Source organism: Micromonospora chokoriensis (assembly GCF_000718555.1).
GTDB classification, from domain to species: Bacteria; Actinomycetota; Actinomycetes; order Mycobacteriales; family Micromonosporaceae; genus Micromonospora; species Micromonospora chokoriensis_B.
In genome coordinates this window covers 64,213-88,622 of the sequence record NZ_JOAN01000005.1, presented here as the reverse complement: position 1 = coordinate 88,622, position 24,410 = coordinate 64,213, and the positions used below count along the sequence as shown (strand labels likewise).

Genomic DNA, 24,410 nt, shown 5'->3' with positions numbered 1-24,410 from the left:
TGTCCGCCGGATCCGGCGGACACCGCACTGGCTGGGCTCAGGCGGTCAGGGGCTGCTCCTGCGGCGGAATCCACGGGGTCTGGATCAGGCGGGCACCGCGTCGGGTGCAGAGCAACGCGCGTCCGGGCGGAAGGTGCCGCGCCTTGGTGTTGCCGAGCAGCGGACCCTCGTTCGGGGGGCAGGAGAGCGCCAGGTCCGGACTGTTCGTCTCCTGCAGCCGCCGAATCAGCGGGTCCATCGACATGCGGACGACGTTCGACGCACCCCGGGTGAGCACCAGGTGGAAACCGATGTCCGCCCCCTGGGACAGGTACGGCAGCAGCGGCAGCAGCGGACTCTCGTGCCCGGAGAGCAGGTCGTAGTCGTCGACCAGGACGAACAGCCGCGGCCCGGTCCACCAGTCTCGGCGGCGCAGCTGCTCCGGGGTGATGTCTCCACCTGGCATCCGGGGGGCCAGACCAGCCACCGCGTCAGCCACCGTCGCCTTGGTCGAGTCGGTGGAGACGGAGTAGCCCAACCGGTACTCCTCCGGCACCGACTCGAAGAGCTGCCGCCGGTAGTCGACGATCAGAATCCGAGCCTCCGCCGGGGTGTACCGGCTCATCACCGCCCGGGCCAGGTGGCGTAGCAGGTTGGTCTTGCCGCTCTGGCTGTCGCCGAGTGAGGTCAGGTGCGGCAGCTCGGAGAAGTCGTGCCAGAGCGGCTGCATCGTGGCCTCGTCCAGGCCCAGCGTCACCTTCAGGTCCCCATGCGGCGCCGGCAACGACTCGGCCGGCAGGAGCGTAGGCAGGGTCCGCACCGGCGGGGCCGAATCGCCCGTCCAGAACTCGCTCACCATGCCGACCAGCGTGCGTACCCCGTCGGTGAGGCTGTCTGGGTCGGCTTTGCCGTCGATCCGAGGCAGCGCGGCGAGGAAGTGCAGCTTGTCCGGGGTGAGACCACGGCCGGGTAGCTGCGGCACGGTGGCCGCCATGCGCAGGTCGACGGTGGAGTCGACCGGGTCGCCGAGGCGCAGCTCCAGCCGGGTGCCGACCTGGTCGCGCATCGCGTGGTGCACCTCGGACCAGCGGGACGCGGTCAGCAGCAGGTGGAAGCCGTAGTTCAGACCCTGCGCGGTGAACTGCCGAACCGCCATCTCTAGCTGCTCGAACTCCTGCCGCAGGGTGAACCAGCCGTCCACGACGAGGAATACGTCACCCAACGGGTCGTCGGTGACCCGGCCCTCGGCACGCCACTGCCGGTAGGTCTCCATGCTGTCCACGCCCAGCTCGGCGAAGCGCCGTTCCCGCTCGCTGACCAGGCCGGTGATCTCGGCGATCGTGCGGTTCACCCGCTCGGTGTCGAGCCGACCGGCGACGCTGCCCACGTGGGGCAGCTCAGCCAGCGCGCTGAGCGTGCCACCGCCGAAGTCGAGGCAGTAGAACTGCACCTCGCGAGGGCTGTGGGTGAGCGCCAGGGCGCTGATCAGCGTACGTAGCAGGGTGCTCTTACCGCTGCGCGGCCCGCCCGCGATGCCGACGTGCCCACCGATGCCGGCCAGGTTGACCACCAGCAGGTCGCGTAGCTGCTCGAATGGTTTGTCGATGAAGCCCACCGGTGCGATCAACCGGCCGTTGCCGGGCCAGTCGTGGGCGGTGAGACCGAGATCCGGGTCGGGGGTCAACGTCGGCAACAGTTGATCGAGCGTCGGTGAGTCGCTCAGCGGTGGCAGCCAGACCTGGTGCGCCGGTGGCCCGTTGTCGACGAGCTGGCTCACCACCATGGAGAGCACACTGCGTTCCTGCGCCGTCTCCATGGCGGAGAGCCCGGCCAGGGCGTCGGCGGGGTCGTCCCCCTCGGTCGCTTCCTCAGCGGCGTCGACCTCGGCTGCCATCACCGGCTCCAACCGGTACGGCACGACCTGCTGCTGCAGAACCTCCTGCCGCACCCGGGTGACGGCCTCCTTGTAGGCGCCGGAGACATACCCGGCCTTGAAGCGGATCAGCGTCGACACATCGGTGCGGAGGTAGCCGCTGCCCGGCACCGGGGGCAACTCGTACGCGTCCGGCACACCGATCACCGAGCGGGACTCCATGGCGGAGAAGGTCCGCAGGCCGATCCGGTACGACAGGTGTGATTCGAGCTGGCCGATCCGACCGTCGTCGACGCGTTGGCTGGCCAGCAGGAGGTGCACCGCGAGCGACCGGCCGAGCCGCCCGATCATCACGAACAGGTCCATGAAGTCGCGGTGCGTCGCGAGCAGCTCACTGAACTCGTCGACCACGACGAAGAGCGTGGGCAGCGGATCGAGCGATGCCCCTTGGGCCCGCGCACGTTCGTAGTCGAGCACGGAGCTGAACCCGCCCGCTTGCCGCAGCAGCTCCTGCCGGCGGACCAGCTCACCATGGATCGCGTCCTGCATCCGACCGACCAGCGCGGCCTCGTCGGCGAGGTTGGTGATGACCGCCGAGGTGTGCGGGAGTTGATCCAGGCCGAGGAAGGTGGCGCCACCCTTGAAGTCGACCAGGACGAAGTTCAACGTCTCGGAGGAGTGGGTTGCCGCCAGCGCCAGCACCAGGGTACGCAGCAGCTCGCTCTTGCCCGAACCGGTCGCACCGATCAGCATCCCGTGTGGGCCCATGCCGCCCAGCGCCGACTCCTTGATGTCCAGCTCGACCGAGTGGCCGGCGGCGTCGATGCCGATCGGCACCCGCAACCGATCCGAGATCGACCGGGGCGCCCACAGCTTCGCCAGATCCAGACGCTTGACGTCCGGGATGTTCAGCATCGCGCCGAGGTCGAAGTCGGAGGCGAGGGTGTCCGCCGCGGTCTCGGTGACGACACCGATCCGGTACGGCGACAGCAGCCGGGCGATCGCCGTCGCCCGGGCCACACTCATCCGGTCCGGCCGGGCCAGCCGGGTGCGTACCTCGTTGCCGACCCGGTCCCGCCGGAGCATCTGCAGGTTGTCGCCCTCCACCGCGAGGCAGATCGTGCCCTTGCCAACGGACGGGCTCGGGTCGTCCAGGTCGATCAGGACCGCGTTGCGGTAACCGGCGGTGGCGAACCGGCTGTTGCTCGCCAGCCGGCCACCGTCGCGGATCACCACCACGAACGGCTCGTCGCGGCTCGGGGTCGCGCCCGACTCCCACCGGGGCCGGGCGGCGAACGACTCGCCGAAGAGTCGCTCCACCGCCTCGATGCTGTCGCCGACCAGGCGGACCGCGCCGGCGGCGTCATGCTCGGTCTGGTGCTGCAGGTGCGGCAGCCATTTGGCCCACTCCCACGCGGCGACTCCGTCGTCGGCCACGCAGAGCGCCAGCCGGACCTCCTCCGGGGCGTGGAACGTGACCACCTGACTCAGCAGGGCGCGAGCGAACGCCCGCCGCTCCTGCTGCTCCCCAGCGAGGCGTACCTGGCCGAATCCACGCAGGAAAAGCGCGATGGGCTGGTCCGCCAGGGTGGTGTAGGCGCGGATGAAGCGGCGCAGCGACTTCGCCGACAACGGCTCCAGGTCCTCGATCGGTTTGGTCTGCATGGGAGTGATCCGCATTGCCAGCCGCTGCTCACCGGTGCCGACCCGCAGCTCCAGGAAATCCGGGTGGGTGGGGCGGCGTTCCCACCGTCGGGTGGTCATCACCAACGACCAGAGCGAGTGCGGGCTGGGGTGCTGCCAGTTGTTGGCCTCCTGCTGGCGGGCCACGTCCTTGCGTACTCGTTTCCGGTTCTGGGACAGGTAGCGCAGGTACTCCCGACGGTCGCCGCCCAGCCGCTTCTTACGCTCGATGCCGCCCGCCATGACCTGGCCGAGCAGCATGCCGACCATGGCCACCGCCATCAGACCCAACATCACGAAGGTGAGCGGCCCACGGGACATGGTGACGTACATGAGCATCATCACGCCGGACATCAGCGCCATCGGCAGCACCATCAGCGCGTGGCGCATGCCGCCGCTCTGTGTCTCAGGCAGCTCCGGCGGCTCTTGCAGAGTCATCTCGCCGGACGGCATCTCCGGCCCGACACGTCGGGCCGGACGTCGGAACAGCAGCGTACTCAAAAGGGACAGCCTTCCGCTCTGCGGGAGAACACCCGCCTCCTGGACCGGCGCCGAGGCGGCCGTGCCGAGTCCGACCATTACGACGGACGCCGCCCACGATCGGGTCAACGTCGCGCTGGGTGATGCGAGGCGAATTTCGTTCAGTTCTTTTTGAACCCGCCGGCCGGCGACCACGTCGTGGTGGACATGACTAATGCCGCCTCCGAGATGTGCCGCCTGGTGGTCCATGGACCACAGCGGCAACTGGAGGTCGCCGTACCAGCCGATGTGCCGGTTGCCGACCTGCTGCCCGTGCTGCTCAGCCATCTCGGGGGCGGACTGGCCGACGCGGGGCTGGCCCACGGTGGCTGGGTGCTGCAACGGCTGGGCGAGCCACCCCTGAACGAGGACAGCAGCGTCGCGACTCTCGGGCTGCACGACGGCGACCTGGTCTACCTACGCCCCCGCTCCGATCAGATCCCGCCGGTGCACTTCGACGACCTCGCCGACGGTCTCGCTACCGGCGTACGCGGCCGGTCTGGGCTCTGGCGCCCGGAGATGATCCGCTGGTCCGCGCTCGGTGTGCTGGTGCTGCTGCTCCTGCTCGGCCTCGCTGTCGTGGCGCTGCCCGGCCCGCCGATTGCCCGGGCGTTCGCCGCCGCCCTGATCGCCCTGATCTGCCTGGGCGGTGCCTTCAGCTGCACCCGGGCCGCGGGCGACCGGGGCTTCGGGCTGGTCGCGGCGCTGGGTGGGATCGCGTACGCGTTCCTGGCCGGCCTGATCGCACCGGATGCCGTACAGGATGACGCGGCGCTCGGCCTCGGCTCGGTGCACCTCTTCACCGGTGCGGTCGCCGGCGGCGTGGTCGCACTGCTCGCCGGGCTCCTCCTCGGCTGGGCCGGTCCGCTCGTCGTCGGAGTCTTCAGCGCGGCCCTGTACGGGACTGTCGGCGCTGGAATGTCCGCGTTCCTCAACCTGCCCACGGGTAGCGCGGCGGCGGTCGTCGTAGTGCTCGCGACCGTGCTGACCGTGCCGGTTCCGCTGGTCGCCTTCCGGCTCGCCAAGATTCGACTCGCCCCGCTGCCCACCGAGCCGGAACATCTGCAGGAGGAGATCGACCCGGAGCCGAGCGACGTGCTGCTCGTGCAGACGGCCCGGGCCGACCGTTTCATGACCGGCCTCTACCTGGGGAACGGGTTCGCCACCACGATCGCGATGCTCCTGTTGGTAGGGGCCGGCGGGTGGGCGGCCTGGACGCTCGCCGGCCTGGTCGCGCTGGTCCGGCTGCTGTCGCTGCGTCCGATGACGAGCGCTTGGCACCGGCTGGGGTCGGCCGTGCCCGCCGTGCTCGGGCTGGCGTTGCTGGCGTTGCTCACGCTCGCCGACGCGGGACCGCTGTCGAGGCTCGCGGTGGTGGCCGGGTTCCTACCGGTCGCCGGGCTGGCGCTCTTCGCGCTCGGTAGCAAGCTTCCGAACCGCCGAATCATGCCGTACTGGGGCCGGGTCGGCGATGTCGCACAGCTGCTCAGCACCGTTGCCATGCTGCCCATCCTGCTCGCCCTGCTGGGCGCGTACGGCGCAGCCCGAGCGTTGGCGGGCTGAGTCGTGCAGGCCCGTCGTGATCAGGTCCAGGCGCAGTCGTATGTGCTGGGACGGTTGTCTGGTGCGTTGGTCGCCGCTGACCCGGACGGACTGGAGAATCCGCACCGGCGGATGACCGTCGGAACAATCTGCGGCTTGCTGGTCTCGGCCCTGGTTGTCGTCGGGTTTGCCGTCTACGGCTACTTCGTCCCTGGTGGCGCCACCAAGTGGCGGACCCCCGGTGTCCTGGTCGTGGAGAAGGAGACCGGCACGCGCTACGTCTATGCCGGCGGGTCGCTGCATCCGGTGCTCAACCACGCGTCGACCCGGTTGCTCTTCGGCGGTGAGCCTGGGGTCGTCTCAGTCTCCCGCAACTCCTTGAAGGGAGTGCCGCACGGCCAGCCGCTCGGCATCGTCGGTGCTCCGGACGCCCTGCCGGCCCCCGGCAAGGTAGGGAATCAGGTCTGGACTGTCTGCGCGCTCGCCCTACGGGACCAGGCCGGCGCCCTGTCCACCGGAACCACACTCACCGTGGAGGGGCCGGCGAAGGCCGGGGGCGCACCGCTCGGCGCGGGCAAGGCGGCGGTGGCCACCGCGAACGGGGAGACGTTCCTGATCTGGCAGGGCCGGCGGCTGCGGGTGACGCAGCCTTGGCTGGCCCGGCTGTTCGGCTACGACAAGCGTGCGGTGCAGGTCGAGCCGAGCTGGCTGGACCTGGTGCCGGTCGGGCCGGACCTGACACCGGTGCCGGTCGCTGGACGAGGCTCACCCGGGCCGATGGTCGACGGGCGACAGGCGCGGATCGGCGAACTCTTCGTGGCCCGCGGCACCGGCTCGCAGGAGCGTCGGTACCTGCTGCTGAGCGACGGCCTGGCGGAGCTGAACCAGCTCGCCTACACCATCGTCGCCGCCGATGAGGAGACCACGAAGCTGTACGGGGGACGGGCGGTGACGCCGTCGGAGCTGAGCCCCGCAGCGTTGGCCCGGTTGTCGGTCTCCCCCCGCGCGGTGCTGCCGGCCGGAGTCCCCGAGTCTCCACCGCAGTTGCCGCCGCTGCCGACGGACGGCACCTGGTGTGTCCGGCACACGATGGCAGACGGCGGGGTTGAGGTGATCGCCGGTCAGCCGGCCCCCGTCTCGGCCGCGGTATCCGACAGCGCCGGCGTGACCCGTACCTCGCTGACCGCTGCCCGGATCACCGTCCAGTCCGGGGTCGGCGGACTGGTGCTGGCCGGCCGGCAGGACCAGGCGGTTGGCTCCGGCTTCTATTTGGTCACCGATGTCGGCGTGAAGTTCCCGCTGGCCTCCGCGCAGGTCGCTGCGCAGCTCGGATATCCAGTGACAGGTGCGCGACCGGTGCCCCGCCGGCTGCTCGAGCTGTTGCCGACCGGGCCGCTGCTCGAATCGGCGCTGGAAGAGCGGTGATCGGCCCTCTGATCAATGGTGCTGGTGGCCGACCCGAAGATGCCCGTCATCGTCTGCACTTCACGATCGGGTGCCGGTCGGTAGCCCCAAAGTTGGACGGTTCCGACGGAGCCGTTCGGTACACAAACAGGAAAGGAAGGATCCAAGGTGCCGCAACCTGGAATTAGTGTAGATGACTCTACCCGGGAGGCCTTGGGTAACGCCCTGGCTGAAATGGGTAGCGCCCTGATGACCGCGCGGAGCGCCATCGAGAACGCAAAGTCTGATCTCGCGGGGGACTACACCGGCCAGTCCGCCACCGTTTACAACAACGGGCTGACCACGCTGAACGATGCGACCACCACCCTCGAGAACGCGCGGAGCGAGATCGAGCAGAAGGTGGCTTTCACCGGGAAGATCTCCAGCTCTGCCGAGGACACGAACTTGGGCGCCGCCCAGACGGTCGGCGCGGGCCTGGCCAGCTGGACCTGATCCGAGTGCTCTGCCGGCGACTGCTGGCAACCCCGACAGTGTTGACGAGAAGGGCAGAGGGATGAGTTACACCGGTACTCCTGAACGCATGGAAGCTACTGCGGACCAGATTGCAAAGGTCCCGCAGAACCTCGAAGAGGCCTACGCTGCCTTGCAGCGTGCGGTGTCGATCTACCAGTCGGCAAACAATGGTGCGACGGTCGAGGCCTACACGACTGCGCAGCTTCAGTGGGGCAACAACCACAGTCGGATCAACGAGGCCGGCGTGCAGGCGAGCAACGCGCTCAGGCAGATTGCAGACACCATGCGCAGCGCCGACCAGCAGGGCGCGAGCCAGTTCTGATGTGCCTCCGGAGGGGTGGTCCGGACAATGTCCAGTGCTGCCCCTCCGGGCCCTGGCGAGCCACCCGTACTTCCCTTGTGATCCGCTGCTCGAACTAATGGAAGGAGTCACACATGCCACCCACCATTCGCCACGATGAACCGAGACTCGAAGCGGCGCGGAAAAAGGTCGACCTGCTGCGGAGTCAGATCAACTCCGTACGCTCAGGCTTCAACCCGGCCGACTCGGGTCACCCGCACGGGCTACCGTTCGAAAGTTTGAACGTCGCCGCCGGTGGTGACGCCTTTCCGAGTGGTGCGAACCTCAAGGCCAGGTTGAAGCAAGTTGGCAGTTCCGTCGACAAGGTGCTCGTAGGCCACGAGACTCAACTATCCAGCCTCAGTAGGGCGTTGACCGTGAACCTTCGGCTTGGTGAGGACGCCGAGTTGCGGAACGTCAATACTGCCAGCAACGTCGGCCTGCCAAACACGACCACCACCAACAACACCACTACGAACCCCAACAGCACCACCACGAACCCCAACAGCACCACCACGAACAACAACAAGTCGAGCTGACTCGTTTTTCGTGTTTGCCTGAATTGAGGAATCGATGACGCAGCCGGTAGCGGTTCTGGAGAACCTTAAGTGGGAAGACGCACTCCTGCAGGTTTTGGGTATGCCGGCTGTGGACCGCACCAAATTCACCGACGTGCCCTGGATCAGCGTGGTCAGCCATAATGTCATCCATACTTGGCTGCAAAAGCACGAGACTCAACGGAACGCGGACAACGAGTTCTCCTTCTATCGGTATGTCGGGGCCAATCATGCCACCGACGGTAATCTAACCTACCTGCATGTCGTCGCGCGGGTGAACTGGTTCATCGGGGGAGAGGGGGAGTCCCCGAACGATCTATTTTATAGGGCATTCTGGGATCGTTCCCGTGATACCGTTCTCTCGCCCACCTCTCCGTTGCTATTGGATCCGAAGTCATTCCATGACGCGGCGGAGACGATGTACAACGCGGAGAGTTGGCTGATTCATGCGATTGCGGAGCTGCAGCGAGAGATAGATGACCTTTCAAGTGGTCAGTCGGCGTTCTCGGGTGCGGCGGCGACGGCTTTCCGTGGGTCGTCGGAGAGGCTGCGGAAAGAGATGCAGGTCCTGCGCGATAATCTCCAGTCGAGTAAAAACTGGTCGGATATGCTGCACAAGAATGGGCATGCGGCAGAGAAATTCTGGGCAGACGCTCAGGCGCTCTGGTCAGCTTGGGCGGGTTATGGGATTCATCGGCCGAATGAGATAATATCCCGGGTGCTCGATCAGCTCATGCACCAGGTGAGATTCAATCCCAGCGGCAGCGGTGCGGTATTCAACCTGGAATTCGGTGACGGGAATTCCAGGCCGTACAACTTCGAAGACCCCAGTGCTATCTCGCAGCTGGATAATGACATGCGGGCTGTCTTCAAGTTGGGTCTGAATTATTTGGATCAGGAGATGCGCCGCATCTACGGAGCTCTTCGGGACAGCCTCGACGACACCACCGTCAACATGTTGACTCCGACACCGCCTACTAGTGACCCCAGCACCGGTGGTCCCAATACCACGGGTGGTACCGATGGCTTGGGTGCCACGGGTGGTACCGATGGCTTGGGTACCACCGGTGGTACCGATGGTCTGGATACCACCGATGGTCTGGACACCGGTGGTACCGAGGATTCGGATACCACGGGTGGTCCTGGCGGTCCTGACATTGGTGACCTGCCGCCAGCGGGCAGTTTTGAGTCGAACGTTCCAGGGCTCGGGGATAGCTTCCAGTCCGGCGTTGGCACGAGCACGGGAACGCCGGGTGTGGGATCGCCGAGCGGTTTCACCGGTGGCGACTTCGGGTTGGGTGATCTGCCCGGTGCGACTCCCGGCTTGGGTCTCGGTGGGGTGGGTGGACTTACTGGTGGCCTCGGGGCGCTCCCCCCTGGTGGGTTCGCTGCTGGTGGGTTCGGTTCGATCGGGGGGTCGACGGGTGGCAGTGGGCGTCCGTCGCCGAATGATGACAAGCCCGGCTCTGGGGTGATTGGTGGTCCCGCTGGGGACTTCGATGAGGGGCCGATGACGATCGATACCGATGATCTGCCCGGTGGGAAGCCGTTGCCGGGGATGTTCGGGGGCGCCGGCAGTGAGATCGGTGGTGAGCAGTTCGGTGGTGCGCCGGGTGAGCGCGCGACCGTTGGTGCTGTCGCGGGCGGAATGCAGATCGGCCAGCTTGGGTCGACGTCGTCGATGCCTGGCGTTGGCGCTGGCACCGCGGCGACCCACGCTAGCGGGGGTCCGATGGGCTCGCCGATGGGCCCGATGGGCCCGATGAGCCCGATGGGCGGCGGGGGGATGGGCGGTGCCGAGGAGAAGGACCGTGAGCGCAAGACCTGGTTGGCCGAGGAAGAAGAGCTCTGGGGCACCGAAACGGATCTGTTGAATGGTGTGATTGGCCGCGACGACAACTTCGACCGCCTCGACGATTCCAACCGACCCGCCGTCCCGCAGTCGCCCGGCGCGCCGTACGCACCGTCTCACGGCACGAGCCGCCGACCGAGCCGTGGTTACTGAACTGAAGGCAACGGTCATGTCCTCGTCGTTCGGCAGCTCGCAAACGGCCAGGAAAGGCCAGCTTACCTTAGCTGTTGGGTTGAATGAGGAGTATCGATGACGCAGCCAGCGCCGGGGACGGGCCTGGAGGGCCTTAAGTGGGAAGACGCGCTGCGCCAGGTGTTAGGAATGACGGCGACTGAACGATCCCGCTGGTTCAACGCTCCCTGGATCAGCGTGATCAGCCATGAAATCGAAATCTACAAGAGAAAATACCGGGATATTGCTGCTGGCAATAACGCAGGTGTCAACGAAGTTAATTTCTACAAGTGGATCGGCGACTCTGGCGTTTGGCCGTCCATGGACCATTGGCACATAAATGTCAAGCTCCGTATCGACTGGCTTGCCGGCGGTGAGAATTCTCCTAATGATCTTTTTGCAAAAGATTTCTGGGACAAATCTCGTGACACCTTGCTTTCGCCCGAGTCTCCGTTGCCGCTGGATCCGAAGTCGTTTCATGCGGCGGCTGAGACCATGTACAACGCGGAGAGTTGGCTGGTTCATGCTCTTGCCGAGTTGAAGCGAGAGATAGATGACTTGACGGGCAGTCAGTCGACGTTGTCGGGCGCGGCGGCGACTGCGTTCCGAAAATCGATGGAGAATCTGCGGAAGGAGATGCAGGTTCTCCGTGATGATCTCCAGTCCACTAAGAACTGGTCGGAGATGCTGCACAAGAACGGGCACGCCGCGGAGAATTTCTGGACTGATTCGCGGGCGCTCTGGATGGCCTGGTCAAGTCACATGTCTCATCGGCCGGGTCAGATTATCTCCGACGTATTGAAACAGATCCAGGCTCAGGTGGCCATCCGTAATGGCTCGCCGCTCTTCAACCTTGACCTCGGAGACGGGGTTGTCCGGCCGTACAACTTCGGCTTTGCCAGTGAACTTGCCCGGCTGAACAACGAGATGCACGCCGTCTACAAGCAGGGCCTGGATTATCTGGATCAAGAGATGCGCCGGATTTATGGTGCCCTCCGGGACAGCCTCGATGATACCGCCGTGAATATGTTGACTCCATCGCCGCCTCCCGGCAGTTCGGATCTCAAGGGTGGTCCTGGCACGGGAGGTCCGGATCTCAAGGGTGGTCCCGGCGCGGGAGGTCCGGATCTCAAGGGTGGTCCCGGCGCGGATGTTCCCGGTGTTGGGGACGGTCCGGGTCTCGAGGACGGTCCAGGTGTCGGGGACAGTCCGGATATCGGGGATGTTGGGGACAGCCTCGGTGTTGGCGACGCCCCGGGCGTCGGGGATGTTGGGGACAGCCTGGGTGTTGGGGACGGCGTGGGTGTTGGGGATGCTCCAGGTCTATCGGGTGGTCCGGGCACTGGTGGCCCGGACATTGGTTCACTGCCGCCGGCGGGTGGTTTTGAGTCGGGGGTTCCGGGGCTTGGTGACGATCCCCAATCAGGGCTTGGCACGACTCCCGGTTCGGGTCTTGGTGGGGTGGGTGGACCTACTGGGGGTCTTGGGCCGATTCCTCCCGGCGGTGTTGGCGGTGGGATCGGTTCGATTGGGGGATCGACGGGTGGCATTGGGCGGCCCTCGCCGAACGATGGCAAGCCTGGCTCTGGCGTGGTTGGTGATCCCGCGGGGGAGTTCGATGAGGGGCCGCTGACGATTGACACCGATGATCTGCCGGATGGGAAGCCGTTGCCGGGAATGTTCGGCGGCGCGGGCAGTGAGATCGGTGGTGAACGGTTTGGTGGTGCGCCGGGTGAGCGTGCGACCGCTGGTGCGCTGCCGGGTGGAATGCAGGCCGACCAGCTCGGCTCGGTGCCGGGGGCTGGTTCTGGTAGCGCCGCGGGCCTCGCTAGCGGGGGTCCGATGGGCACCCCGATGGGTCCGATGGGTCCGATGGGCCCGATGGGCGGCGGCGGGGGGATGGGCGGCGGTGCTGAGGAAAAGGACCGCGAGCGCAAGACCTGGTTGGCCGAGGAGGAAGAGGTCTGGGGCACCGAACCGGACGTGTTGGTCGGTGTGATCGGACGCGACGACAACTTCGACGGCTTTGGCGAGGAGTCCACTCGTCCTACTGTCCCGCAGTCGCCCGGTACGCCGAACGCACCGTCTCACGGCACGAGCCGCCGACAAGGCCGTGGTTACTGAACTGAAGGGAGCTGTTTTGTCCAGTCCGTTGAACAGTCGGTTCGAGCAGGCGTACGCCGAGTTCGAAGAGCAGAAGACTGCCTTTGCGGAGTTCGAGCGGCGGCTAGCGGAGAAGGCGTCGACGCTGACCGCCAAGAACCGAGCCGTCAGCGTCACCGTCGACGGGCAGGGCGACGTCGTGGAGATCAACTTCCCGACCGTGGCCTATCGGAAGATGGCCCCCGCCGAGCTGGGCGCATTGCTGGTGGAGACCATCGACGCGGCGCGGACGCAGGCACGCGCGGGTACGACGGAGCTGCTGCAGACGTTCCTGCCGGGCGGTATGCCAGCGTTCGACCTGTTGAACAGTTCAGTTGAGTTCGACGAGATCATGTCTGAGGCGATGCGTGCCGCCGACCGTATGTTCTCGAACACGCCGTCGAGCAATACGCGACGAGAGGAGCGGTAATGGGCAAGAAGCTTGGCGCTGACCCCACGTTGATCGACAGTGCGAAGTTGGGCCGATCCCGAGCCCAAGTCGAGAAGGCCAGTACGGGTTTGAAAAAAGCTATTGATGAGAACTGGCCTCCCGGTAAGGAGCGCTGCAGCATGGATCGCGAAGTTATGAAACAAATGAAGCAGCCGCTCGAGTTGTTGGGAGTCTTGGTCAAGGCGTTCGAAACGCTCCAGGATGTGGACGCAAATAGTGTCAAAAACGTTAAAAAGGTTTTTGAGGAAGCTCAGGACATGACCCTGAAGCTTGCTAAAAGCGTCGACCTCAGCAATGTGCCGACTCGGACATGATCGACTAAGTAATTATTTGGTGATGGGGCTGCACCACTCGGTGGTGTAGCCCCATCGGCGGTGAGATCGGGGTGTGTTGCGGTGCCTGACTTCCAGAGTTCTGATGATCTGGCGGAGTTCTTCAAGTGGTTTTATGGTGAGGAGCTTCCGGGTCTGGAGCCGGAGCGGTTCTATGCTTTGGCGCAGGATCTGTACGAGATCGCAGGCTATCTGGATGACGCAGGTCTCGACTTCCTCGATGGTGTGAAGTCGATCCGTGACGGGATCATGGGCGAGGCAGAAGAGTCGTTTGTCGATGCGGCCGACGGTGTGGCGCAGTCGCTGGAAGACGCTCCGGATTTTGTGCGGCTGTTGGCGCAGATGATGACTCAGTACTCCGCGCTGTTCAACTACGTGATTATTACCGTGTTGGCTATCACCGCATTGCTGTTGTACGAGTTGATTCTCGCGTTAAAGCTCTTCTGGATCAATCCGCTCTTCTTGGCCGAATGGATGGCGAAGTCGCAGGGGGTTCGGAAGGGCCTTTTCCACCTGTTTCTGAGCCTCGCCAAGAAGGCCGCGCTATCGGCGGCGTTCAACGTCTTGTACGAGCTGTTGGTCGACCTCGTCGCGCAGTTGGACAGTCGGAATAAGAAGTATCAGGGGGGATGGAACCACAAGAACACCAAGGACGCGGTGGCCGGGGGCGCCTTGGAGAGCTTGGTCGGTGGGGTTTTCGGGGCCGGCAAGGGTGGGGCGCGTCGGTTGGGTCGCAACACGAACGTCGGGGGTAAGAGCGTCGCCTCTCATGCTCCCGGTGGCAAGGGTGGCAAAGCCCTCGGGGCCGGGGCGGGCATGGTGTTCGGTGCGGCCGAGGAGCTCGTCACCGAGATAGCCGTCGGTGGCATCATGAACGGCCAGATCGACACCAACATCCTCGCGCCGACGGTGGTGTCGTCGATGTTGAACCACGTGACGTTCGGGGGAATCGGCGCCGGCCGGGATGCACTCGGCGGTGGTGGGCCCCGCCGCGGCGATGCGACGAACACGTCGAGCACGGACACGCCGGGCACGCCGGGCACGGGGACCGCGGGTACGGCGGGTACGGGTACGGCGGGTACGGGCACGGCGGGTACGGGTACGGCGGGTACGGGTACGGCGGGCACGGGTACGGCGGGCACGGGCACGGCGGGCACGGGCACGGCGGGCACGGGTACGCCGGGCACGGGTACGCCGGGCACAGGTACGCCGGGTACGGGTGATCCGGACATGGATCCGGTGCCGACGTACGAGCCGCCGCCCCCGGCGTATGAGTCGCTGCCTCCGGCGTACTCCGAGGTTGATCCCATCCCAGGCGCCGGTCCGGGCGTGGGCACCGGTGGAGCGGGCTCGCCGGGCGCGGGGACCTTGGGTGAAACATTGGGTGGTTCGACGAGGGATGCTACGACCGGCGGCAGCGTGCCGCTGGTTGGAGGCCCCTCCGACACCCAGACCGGCCCGCAGCTGGGCCTGCCACCGGGCGGGCAGACCGGTATGCCACCGGGCACGCAGGTGGGTTCGCAGTCGGGTGCGCAGCAGGTTGGTGGGCAGTCGGGTTCGCAGTCGGGTGCGCAGCAGGTTGGTGGGCAGCTGGGTTCGCAGTCGGGTGCGCAGCAGGTTGGTGGGCAGTCGGGCTCGCAGTCGGGTGCGCAGGTGAGTTCGCAGTCGGGTGCGCAGACCGGTTCCCACATGGGTACGCAGGGTGACTCGCAGTCGGGTGCGCGGCCCGGCGGGTGGTCGATGGCCGGGCCGGTGCCGGTTGCGGGTGTGCCAAGCGTGCCGGGTGCCGTTTCAGGTGTCGTGGGGTCCTCCTCCCTGCCGGGGATGTCGATGCCGGCAGGTGTGGAGATGCCGCAGCGGTCGGCAGATCTGTTGGATGCCCCGTTGGCGACCGCCGGTTCTAGTCAGTTGACACGCACGAGTGCGGGGCGGGTGCGGGGTGTCCTGACTCGGGTGCGGAGCGACTCCGGCAATGCTGCTGATCAGCCGGGTGCGGACTCGTTGGACATGGTCGCGAGTCAGTTGGGTGGGGGTTGGCGCCGCGGCGCGGTGGGTGATCTGGAGCGGTTGAGCCCCGGGTCGGTGACCGCAGTGTGGACTCAGAAGTTTAGGCATGCACCGGTAAATGTGGTCCTCGTCGAGAGGCTTGCGGATGGCCGGTTTGTGCAGGTCGAGACCGTTCGGAAGAAGCAGGCGATCCGCACGGAGTTCGACCTGGCGGGTTGGTCGGGGCCGGCCGACAAAACGCCGGCGGTCTTCTCCACGAATTTCGTGGTCTTCACCGACACGGATCAGTTGGGTCAGCTTCCCCTTGGTCCGGTGGGTGGTGTGGCATCGGTGGTGATGCCGGCCAGCACTCCTCCACCCGTGGCAGGACTGGCAGCCACACCGACGACGGGTGGGCGGGCGACCGTGTCGGGTATGCCGGAACAGCATCGGGTGGTGCCTGGGGCTTCCGGTCAGGGCATGGGTGGCCGTGGCGCTGGTGCGTCGGTGGGCGGGAGTGAGACCAGGACCCAGCCGGCTCGCGTCGCGCCGCAGGCCGTCCCTCGGCCGGCTGGCTCGTCGAGGTCTGATGCGCGGCGGGTTGATGCGCAGGCCCGTAGTGGGTTGGGGCGGTTGCCGTATTCACGGAGTCCGCATCCAATGGATGCAGAGCTGTTCGGTGGGCGGGTTGGTCATGCGCCGAACAGTGCGATGTTCGCAAGCGAGATTCCCAAGAATCCATCGGATATTGAGGTCAAGAGTTCCTATCCGTGGTTGGAAATGGTTAATCCGCGGAATGCGAAGTGGAGTTTGCGCAGGGGTCTTTTCAGGACGAACTGTGTGGTTGCGGCGATCGCGACGGATATGTCGCTGCAGTCGTCAGGGGGACGTTATGCGCATCAGGCGAGTGGCACAGAATCGTTGCCTTATGAGGATTTAATCAACTACCAGCGCGAGCAACTCCAGCTGCGGGACGACGCTCCTGGGATCACTTTCCAGGTCAAGAATATCGATGCGGTTCGAGAAGCCTTGGAAGAGGTCGGCACGCCGCCTGCGGGCGATCACCCGCGTGGTCTCGTGGTGGTGCGGACTCCCAAGGACAAGACGGCGCATGTCTTCAATGTGGAGCGCGGATCCGATGGCAAAGTCTATTTCATGGACGGACAGATCGGTCGGGCGGCTCGCCTTCCTGCGGGTGAACATACGATTGAGTTCCTGCCGCTGACGGCCGATATTCGACGGCCAAAGGGCTCGGTTCGGGTGTTCGACCAGAAGCAGCGGAAGCGATGGGTGAACAACATAAAGGAAGCCACCCTCGCCAACACTCGGCCTCTGATCGATAAGCGGTTCGCTGAATCGACCGATCCGATGGAGAATCCGCATTGGCGGGACCAAGTCACATCAGCTTTCGCTGTCATGGACGCGGTCAACGGCCTCGACGCGGGTGCTGCGGACTCGGTCTGGTCTGAGCAGCTCGTCAAGGTTCGCGAGAATTTGGCGTTGTTCCGCGATAAGACACACGGTGAGGACGTCCCGAAGCCGCAGTCGGGCGCTGCGTTGGCGGACCTCATCGAACGCGTTGATGACGCCATTGCCGCGACAATTGATGAGGAGGGATCGTACGAGCATCTGAGGGTCGTCCCCGATCACAGCGAGCTGGTCGGTGGGGTACCGGGGGCCGATGAGTCTCGTCCCGGCGCATCCGGGCAAGAGGACGTGTCGTCGGGTATGTGGGTGTCGGCCCTGGATGAGGGGTCGGTGCGGCGGGCGGCGGAGGGTTCGCCGGCGGTAAAGCCCGCGGAATGGGCGTTCAGGGTTATGGCTGGCTCGCCCGGTGTGTCGGCTGGTAGCACCGACAGTGGCATGCCTGTATCGATCTTGGCGGCACGGCTTGGCGGGCATTGGGGGCACAACCTCCCGGCCGCTGACTTGGCTTCTCATTTGGAAGAGTTGCGGTCGGGCTCGGTGACTGCTTTGTGGGTGCAAAAGGCGGGCGCTCCCTTCGGGGTGGTGTTGGTCGAGCGCCTCACGGACGAACGGCTTGTGCTGACCGAGTTGACGCCAGGCCAAGAAGTGGTGAGTACTGAGCTCACTCCGGAGGCGTGGCGGCTGGCGCTGCCTCGAAATACGGTGGTGCGGGGACTGGTCGATGATGAGAACGATCTGCGTCAGCTTGAGGTGCCTCCTGCCGGCGGTGATCGTCGGGTCGACCAGACTCGGACTCCTGTCACGTCGGTGGCGGATCCGGTCCCGCCGACCACTGTCCCGGTGTCCCCGCCCGCTGTCTCTGTGACGCCGCCTGTGGTTTCTGACACGTCGAGTGTGGTTTCTGCGGTGCCGGCTAGTGGCTCGTCTGTTGGGGCCGGGGATGTCGCGGTTCCGGATTCGCCGGTGGCGGACGTGCCGGGGAGGTGGAAGAGGAATAAGCCGGCCAGGCCAGGGCCGTTTGCTGCCGAGAACCGGTCCGCTTGGTGGCGGCATTCGCCGAATGACGATGAGAAAAAGCAGCTCCGGTCGTTGACTGCGGAATTGCGGGGTGTGTCAGCTGATCCGCCGCAGTCGCATAAGGATTTGGTGGCGTCGGCAGATCATTTGCGTCGGGCTGGTGCATTGCGTGATTTGCATGGCGGTGCGCATCGGGGTGAGGTGGTGTTGCGCCGCCTGGCCGTGAACGACGTTCCGACGGGTGTGGCAGAGCAGTTGATGCTGCATGTGCGGTCCAAGCCCGACAAGTCTGAGGTGTTGAGCAGTGTGGATCGGGCGGTGCGAGGGTTCGTCGCGCAGCCGGGGATCATGCAGGTCGGTGCGTTGCAGGACGAGGTGCTGACGGTGGGTGTGCCACCGGAGGGCTCGGAGAAAGTAATTGAGGGGGATCTTCAGCGGATTCCGGTGCGGGTGGTCGACCCGGCTAAATGGGATGGCGCGACTCATACGAGTGTTGTGCTTGCGCAGGTGGATGGCGCGCCCGAGTTGCAGGTTCGTGGTGATGCAAGTGACGCGTCAATCACGATCGGCGTGGCTGGTGAGTTGACGCGGTGGGCGTATCAGCGGAGGCTCCCAGGGGCTAGTGAGGACGATCTGCGGGCGCGGTCGTTGTTGGCCCAGCATGAGGCGGTGCGTCGGCTGTATTTCCAGGGCCGGCGTTTCGGGGTGCGGCGGGCCAAACGGTGGGTGAAGTCGTCCTATGGTTGGTTGCAGGGGGCTGGTCGGGTCGTTCGTGGTGAGTGGACCCGGATCGACAACGAGCTCAGGCAACTCCGCAGTGACCAGGACGAGCGGAATCGGCAGGGCCAGCCGGTTGGGTTGACTGAGGAGGTTCGGCGGCAGGTCGACTCGGCGGTGGGTCGGCGGGAGGGGATCCGTGTTAAGGGTCCGTTGTCGGACAAGCCGCCGTTGGTTGAGCATGGGGTGCGTCGTTTCTGGGCGACGGCCACCGTTGTGCAGACGGGGGCCGCTGGTCTGGTGGCGGGTCGGGCGCCGGGGTTGATCGGGAACAGCATGGTCAGCGCTTCGGTGTTCAATGCGACGCAGGCGTATTCCGATGGTGCGGCGGCGAATATCGCCGCAGGTGGTGGGCCGCCGAAGGACACGCTTGCCGCGCCGAAGGGCGGTCCGGCGGGCCGGTATACCGCTCCGGCGTTTGGTTTGCCGACTCCACAGTTGACGAAGCGCTTCCCGGCGGCGAGTACGAGTTCGTCGGCGGCGTTGGTGATGACCGGTGCTTTGACGGGTAACTGGGAGATCGGCGCGGCGGCCCTGGGTATGCAGGCCGGGCAGAGTCTGCTGGCTGGCGCTGGTTCTGACTGGGTATTCGATCAGCCGGAAGCTGAGGCCAAGGGCAGATTCGACCACTACCGCAAACATAGCCCGGATCACCGCCGTAATATGTGGGCGGAAATGACGTATTACCACACCCGGGAAATGTATGAGCGGTGGGTCGAAGCCAGTCGACGCCTGGAAGCCGAACGCCGGACGGTGGAAGACCGCCGTCAGATAGTGGAAGCTCGCCGCCGGGAAGTGGCTGCCGGTGAAGAAGCTGACGCTCTGGATGCCGAGTTGGTCCGCTTGGATGCCGAGTTGGACGTTCTGAACGCCAATTCGCGGGGGCTGGATGATCAGTCGCGTGCCGACTTGAGTGCGCTGTCGGCCAAGTTGGCGGCGATCCAGGATGAGGTCAAGAAGGAAGTCGACAACAAGATCGAGGATCTGCACAAGCGGCGATCGTTGGCGAAGCGGTTCTTGGAGTCGTTCCGGTCTGCGCCTGCGGCACCAGGGGCGCAGAGCTATGACTTGATTGATCGCGGGGTGCCGGACGGTCGTCCGCAGGTGTGGCATAACGCTACCCGTGTGGGGGTGCAGCACACCGGAGCGCAGGTTCCGTCGATGACGTTGGCGCATGTTCTCGGTAACGCGGTCGGGTTGGCCGACACCAGCGCCATCGGTGCGGCGTTGCGGGGTATCGGCTATGGCGCGGGGTGGAGCCTGGCCAAGGACATTGAGTTCCGTGACGCCGTCGCGTTGGCCGCGTGGGACGCGCAATTTCAGCTGGAACAGACCAAGAAGCTTGTCGACGCCATGCTGGCGGACGAAACCAACGTCCCGCTACTTCCGTTGCCTGACGCGTCGCAACGCCCGAATTGGCGTCGCTTCTCCGAGACCGCGGCTCTGGTTCGTCACCAGAAGGAGATCAACCGGGGTGCCCAGCGGCCGAAGGAGGCCTGGTGGTTCCACCAGATCGCCTATAAGCACCTCCCGGCGATGATCGGGCAGGGCGCCGGTTACGGCCTCGCCGCCGGTGTGGGTCTGCTTGCCAGCGGCCCGGTCGTCCCCACCCTGATCGCGACCGGCGTCGCCGCTCAGGTCGCCACCGCCGCCGGTGAGACTTTCGTCCGCGTCAACGAACCTCTCTACCGGCAGGTCGTGCGGCAGCAAGGCGCCCAGGAGCAGGTCAGGCGGCTGCCCTGGACCACCGCCGATTTCGTCAGCAACATCAGCGAATACGGCCAGAAGGTGGTAGAGGAGAACGCAAAGATCGTGCCTGTGCCGGTCTTGATGCCGGACAAGAACAGAAAATGGATCTACCGCTTCGGTGACACGGCGCAGAAGTTTGTAATCGGCACCGGGAAGTCCCTCAGCACCAGCAGCCGCCGATTCGGATCCCGCATCGCGGACATCAGACACGGCGGTGAACCCCTACGCGTGCTTACCCGCCGCCCCCTCGACACCCCCTCCCAACCCACCCTCGGCAACGCACCCGCTGACGGTCGTGGCAACTCCACCCCGGTGCGTCTCACCGCCGCCGACCGATCCGCGGTGACCAGACTCAACGACATCCTCACCGACCTCGACGCCACCGAGTCCCGCCGTAACACCGCCCGTGAAGACCTCAACGTCGAGATACTCCTCCCCGAACTCGCCGTTCTCCTCGACGAACTCGGACTCCGCACCGAAGAACCAGGCTCACAGGCCCGCTGGACTGCGGTCGTGGCGAACCTCCGCACCCACCACGGCCGCGACGTCACCAACAACAAACATCTCAACGACCTACGCGCCATCACCCTGACCACCGCCGACACCACCACCACCGACGCCGTAACCGCCGACGCCGTCACCACCACCGACGCGGACGCCGCAGCGTTGCAAAAGGCGTTCAAAGCATCACGCGAAAAGATCATCAGTAGCCGCACCACGCAACGCGAACAACTCTGGTCCGCGGTCGGTCACATCGAGCAACCCCCCACCCGAAACCGCATCTGGTACGACGTCCTCGCCGACGACCGACTGCACGTCCAGGTCGAAGGATCCATCTCCGCAACGATCACCGTCACCGCCGACGACACCGTGCCGCACGCCAGCATCACCCATCGCCCCGACGACAACGGCAAAAAAGACCGCACGCCCTACACGCTCAAGGTCAACCCCACCGTCCTGGCCAACCCGAACGAGCTGGCACACGTCCTCACCGACGCCAGCAGCACCATCAGACGCAACCGCCCTGGATGGTCGCAGAGGCTCCAGTCCTACTGGTCAATCACCACGCCCATCAATGCCGCCACCCCCACCGACACCACCCCCGCCGCCGAACAACCGCCCGCCCAGCGCAGCAACCCCACCGACACCGACCAACCCCCCGCCTCGAGCCCTCAACAGCAGCGCTCCACGACGACGGCACCGCCGCAGCGGCCACGCAAACTCAGGCGGCAGCAGCGCGAGACCACCTTCGGCCGACGCGAAACACGGGCAACGGACGCGCAGTCACGCAGCGAGCGAGGACCGCTGCCCCACTCGGCGGACTCGTACGAGATGACCAGCCTGACCGATTGGGGTAAGGGGAAGACAGGTCACGGGTGGCAGCACTTCCTGTTCACCAAGAAGATCGATAATAGTCCGGATAGGTCGGCTGTCGATGCTGCTTATCCATGGCTGCCCAAGGTGAATCCAAACTTGGGTCTGAAGTGGTGGGGCGTTTTCACGACGAACTGTGCGATCACCGCTATCGCGACGGACATGTCATTGCAGGGCGACGGGCCGTATCAGGCCAGTGGCACCGAGGCGTTGCCCGCCAGTGACCTCTTGAATTATCAGCGCCAGAAACTCGGACTCGCGGACAACGCCGAGGGGCGGATCTATCGGGTTCGTGATATCGCCTCGGTGCAAGAGGCGCTGAAGAATGCCGAGGCAGGTGCCCGCGGTTTCGTGGTGGTGCGGGCTCCCGGGGAAAACACCGTCGGGCACGCTTTCAACGCAGTACGGAACGCCGACGGCAACGTATATTTCCTGGATGGACAGACGGGCCGGCCGGCCCGCTTGCCTGCCACCGTGGACAGCATCGACTTCCTGCCCCTGACCACGGGCATCTCTCAGCCAGAGAACTCAAGAACCCTGACCGATGGATGGTTGAACTTCGACGTCGGTGTTCAGGGGTGGCGGAGCTGGTTGCCGACGTCCCCTCCCGCGCCCGGCGCGCGTGGGGGGCTGGAGACGCAGCGGGTGCGGCTCACCGGTGAACCTTTCGTGTTGATGACGGAGCGTGTGCGGCCTCTGCAGGAGTATCTGCAGCGGGTGGGGGCGGAGGGCACGCAGCCCGAGATCGATCTCGTGGTGATGTCGGCCGGTGATCGGGTTTGGGTTGAGGTCCGCGTCCCGGGCCGGGTCGAACCGGTGAGTTTTGGCGTGGATCCGTCGGTCAGCTCCGTTCTTGACCCTTCGTCGAGGGTGGCTGCGACGATTCGGGTCAGCCCGGCGCAGTTGATGAGTGCGGTCCTGTTCAGTCAGTCGCACCCCGATCTCTGGGCCAGTTCGCTGGAAGAGGGCAGCGCGGAGTTCGTGCGGAGGTTCGCGAAGGCTTCGGTGGGTCACCCGATCACCGACGCGCCGATGGACGCTTCGGTGCCCGAGTTCGTTGTGGCGATGTCGCCGCATTCCAGCCGGACCTGGTCCGACGCGACCGATCCGCTTACCACGTTGGGCTACACGGATGCGACGAGGTTGGTGTCTGCCAGGCGTTCCTTGGAGTCGAGCGAGGATCGCGAGCGTGTGAGCGCGGCGCAGTCCTGGGCCCGGTATCAGGTGGCGCTCGACCATCAGCGTCCGGTGGTGGGGCAGGGGCAGGTCACTACCCTCAGTCAGCAGGCGCAGCTTGGCATGCTTGATTCGTTCGCCACGATGGTGGCGGCAGAGTATGTCGCCAACGGCGAGAGCGCCGCGGTGCAGTTGTCGCAGCGCTTGGGTCAGTCTTATGGCACGCTCCGCGGCTTCACCGTGCTTCCACCGCCGGACGGGCAGTTCGAGGTGGAAAACTCGCAGCCTCAGGAATGGGTAGAAAAGTTCATCGACCTTGCTCGACCCTTGCGGGAGCATGCCGAGCGGGAGATCGACAACCCGGCACAGGATATTGAACTGGTCTTGGTGGCCGCGCCATCTCGCGTGCTGGCTGACGACGTGCCGTTCAGTCCAGGTCATGCCGTGGTCGCGGTCAGGCTTCCGAACGGGAATCAAGTGGCCCTCGGCTTCTATCCGAACGAGGGCTTGTTTGGTGCGAGAGGCGCGATTCACGATGATGAGCGTTACGTCTCGGCCAAGCATGCTCGGGTTCTTGGCACCTATCGCATCAATGCAGAACAACTTATGAATGCGTATCTGTTCGCCGCGGAAGGCTCCGTCGCGGACTACCATTTGTTGAACAGTAACTGTGTGGTCTTCGCGACGAGTCTCGTCGGTGCGGCGCTGGGGAGACCCGTTGTCGACGCGTCGGTCACCACGCCGGACACGCTCATCGCCACACTTGGCGGTGAATCGACGTGGGCCTGGGCTGACAACAGCACGGCGAGTCAGGTCAGACTGGGGCGGCCGCACGGGGAACAGCTCAAAGACTCCCGGGCGTACCTCGAACTTCTGGGGCACCGCACCCACGCTTATCGCGACGCCATCGCCTGGGCGAGGTTCCAGGTGGCGGTCGACCACCAGCGTCCGCTGGTGACGAGCGGCGTCAGCGCCACCGACAGGCAGATCAGCCAGTTTGCCCTCATCGACCTGTTCACCACGCTCGTCGCCGCCGAGTTCCACGCCAACGGCGAACACGCCGCCAGAGCGCTCTCACGGGAACTCGGCTACTCCTACGGCACGCTCCGCCAGCCGAACCCGGTCGGCGAGGCGTTCATTGAGGAGATCGACGACGTTCCCCAGACCGCACCAACCGGACCGCACCTGACCTCGGATTCTGACGACGACACCGATGACGCGGTCGCTTCCGAGGTCATCTTCGACGCTGGCGACGCCTTCGACTCGCCCGTCTCGGAAACCGACCAGGCCCGCATTGCCCGCGGCGGACGTCGCCAGGCCGGCGACTTTGGCTCTGCCTACCAGACCTATCTGACGGATCTCACCGCGCAACCGCTGACGGACACGCCCGTGGCCGACGCGGTGCAGGAGAGCACCGTGGCCCAGAAGCCGCGCACGCCGGGGGATCGGGCCCGTGACCTCTTCGGCCCCACGCCCCACGACCGGACGGCACCGGTAGACCTCACCCCGGCCAGGCTCAAGCAGGTCGTGGACGGCGTCGTCGCC

General features: G+C 65.5%; 11 protein-coding genes (1 of these 11 running past the window's edge). 10 read left to right on the top strand and 1 reads right to left on the bottom strand.

Going from position 1 to position 24,410, the window contains the following annotated elements:
• Positions 1-37: 37 nt before the first annotated feature.
• The gene (eccCa, locus tag IF46_RS0109115; RefSeq protein ID WP_198041410.1) at positions 38-3,988 is read right to left on the bottom strand and encodes a type VII secretion protein EccCa; all 3,951 of its coding nucleotides are present in this window, start codon (positions 3,986-3,988) and stop codon (positions 38-40) included.
• A 234-nt stretch (positions 3,989-4,222) separates the two neighbouring features.
• Between eccCa and eccD the strand changes: the two genes are divergently transcribed.
• From eccD to IF46_RS32380, 10 genes are all read left to right on the top strand, one after another.
• Positions 4,223-5,617 (top strand): type VII secretion integral membrane protein EccD, encoded by a 1,395-nt coding sequence (gene eccD, locus IF46_RS0109110; RefSeq protein WP_036391556.1) that lies wholly within the window; start codon positions 4,223-4,225, stop codon positions 5,615-5,617.
• Between the two features lie 3 nt (positions 5,618-5,620).
• Positions 5,621-7,021 carry a type VII secretion protein EccB gene (gene eccB / locus IF46_RS0109105; protein WP_030487854.1) on the top strand — a complete coding sequence of 467 codons (1,401 nt, stop codon included), beginning with the start codon at positions 5,621-5,623 and terminating at the stop codon, positions 7,019-7,021.
• 192 nt (positions 7,022-7,213) lie between these two features.
• Positions 7,214-7,492: a hypothetical protein gene (locus tag IF46_RS34725; protein WP_198041399.1), complete on the top strand. Its 279-nt coding sequence runs from the start codon at positions 7,214-7,216 to the stop codon at positions 7,490-7,492.
• 61 nt (positions 7,493-7,553) lie between these two features.
• Complete coding sequence (locus IF46_RS34720) at positions 7,554-7,835, top strand: WXG100 family type VII secretion target (RefSeq protein WP_198041398.1); 282 nt, start codon at positions 7,554-7,556, stop codon at positions 7,833-7,835.
• Between the two features lie 113 nt (positions 7,836-7,948).
• Positions 7,949-8,392 (top strand): hypothetical protein, encoded by a 444-nt coding sequence (locus tag IF46_RS0109090; protein WP_030487851.1) that lies wholly within the window; start codon positions 7,949-7,951, stop codon positions 8,390-8,392.
• A 34-nt stretch (positions 8,393-8,426) separates the two neighbouring features.
• The gene (locus IF46_RS34295; protein ID WP_157562779.1) at positions 8,427-10,415 is read left to right on the top strand and encodes a WXG100 family type VII secretion target; all 1,989 of its coding nucleotides are present in this window, start codon (positions 8,427-8,429) and stop codon (positions 10,413-10,415) included.
• Between the two features lie 96 nt (positions 10,416-10,511).
• A complete protein-coding gene (locus IF46_RS34290) occupies positions 10,512-12,557 on the top strand; it encodes a WXG100 family type VII secretion target (RefSeq protein WP_157562776.1) in 2,046 nt (681 codons plus the stop codon).
• Positions 12,547-13,005 (top strand): YbaB/EbfC family nucleoid-associated protein, encoded by a 459-nt coding sequence (locus tag IF46_RS0109070; RefSeq protein ID WP_198041397.1) that lies wholly within the window; start codon positions 12,547-12,549, stop codon positions 13,003-13,005. The genes IF46_RS34290 and IF46_RS0109070 overlap by 11 nt, the downstream gene beginning before the upstream one ends.
• Positions 13,005-13,340 carry a hypothetical protein gene (locus tag IF46_RS34285; protein WP_157562773.1) on the top strand — a complete coding sequence of 112 codons (336 nt, stop codon included), beginning with the start codon at positions 13,005-13,007 and terminating at the stop codon, positions 13,338-13,340. Before IF46_RS0109070 ends, IF46_RS34285 begins: the two co-directional genes overlap by 1 nt.
• 81 nt (positions 13,341-13,421) lie before the next feature.
• On the top strand, positions 13,422-24,410 hold the 5' end (the start) of the coding sequence (locus IF46_RS32380) for a toxin glutamine deamidase domain-containing protein (RefSeq protein WP_036391511.1). It continues 24,387 nt past the right edge of the window; only the first 10,989 of its 35,376 coding nucleotides appear in the window; its start codon is at positions 13,422-13,424; the stop codon falls past the right edge of the window.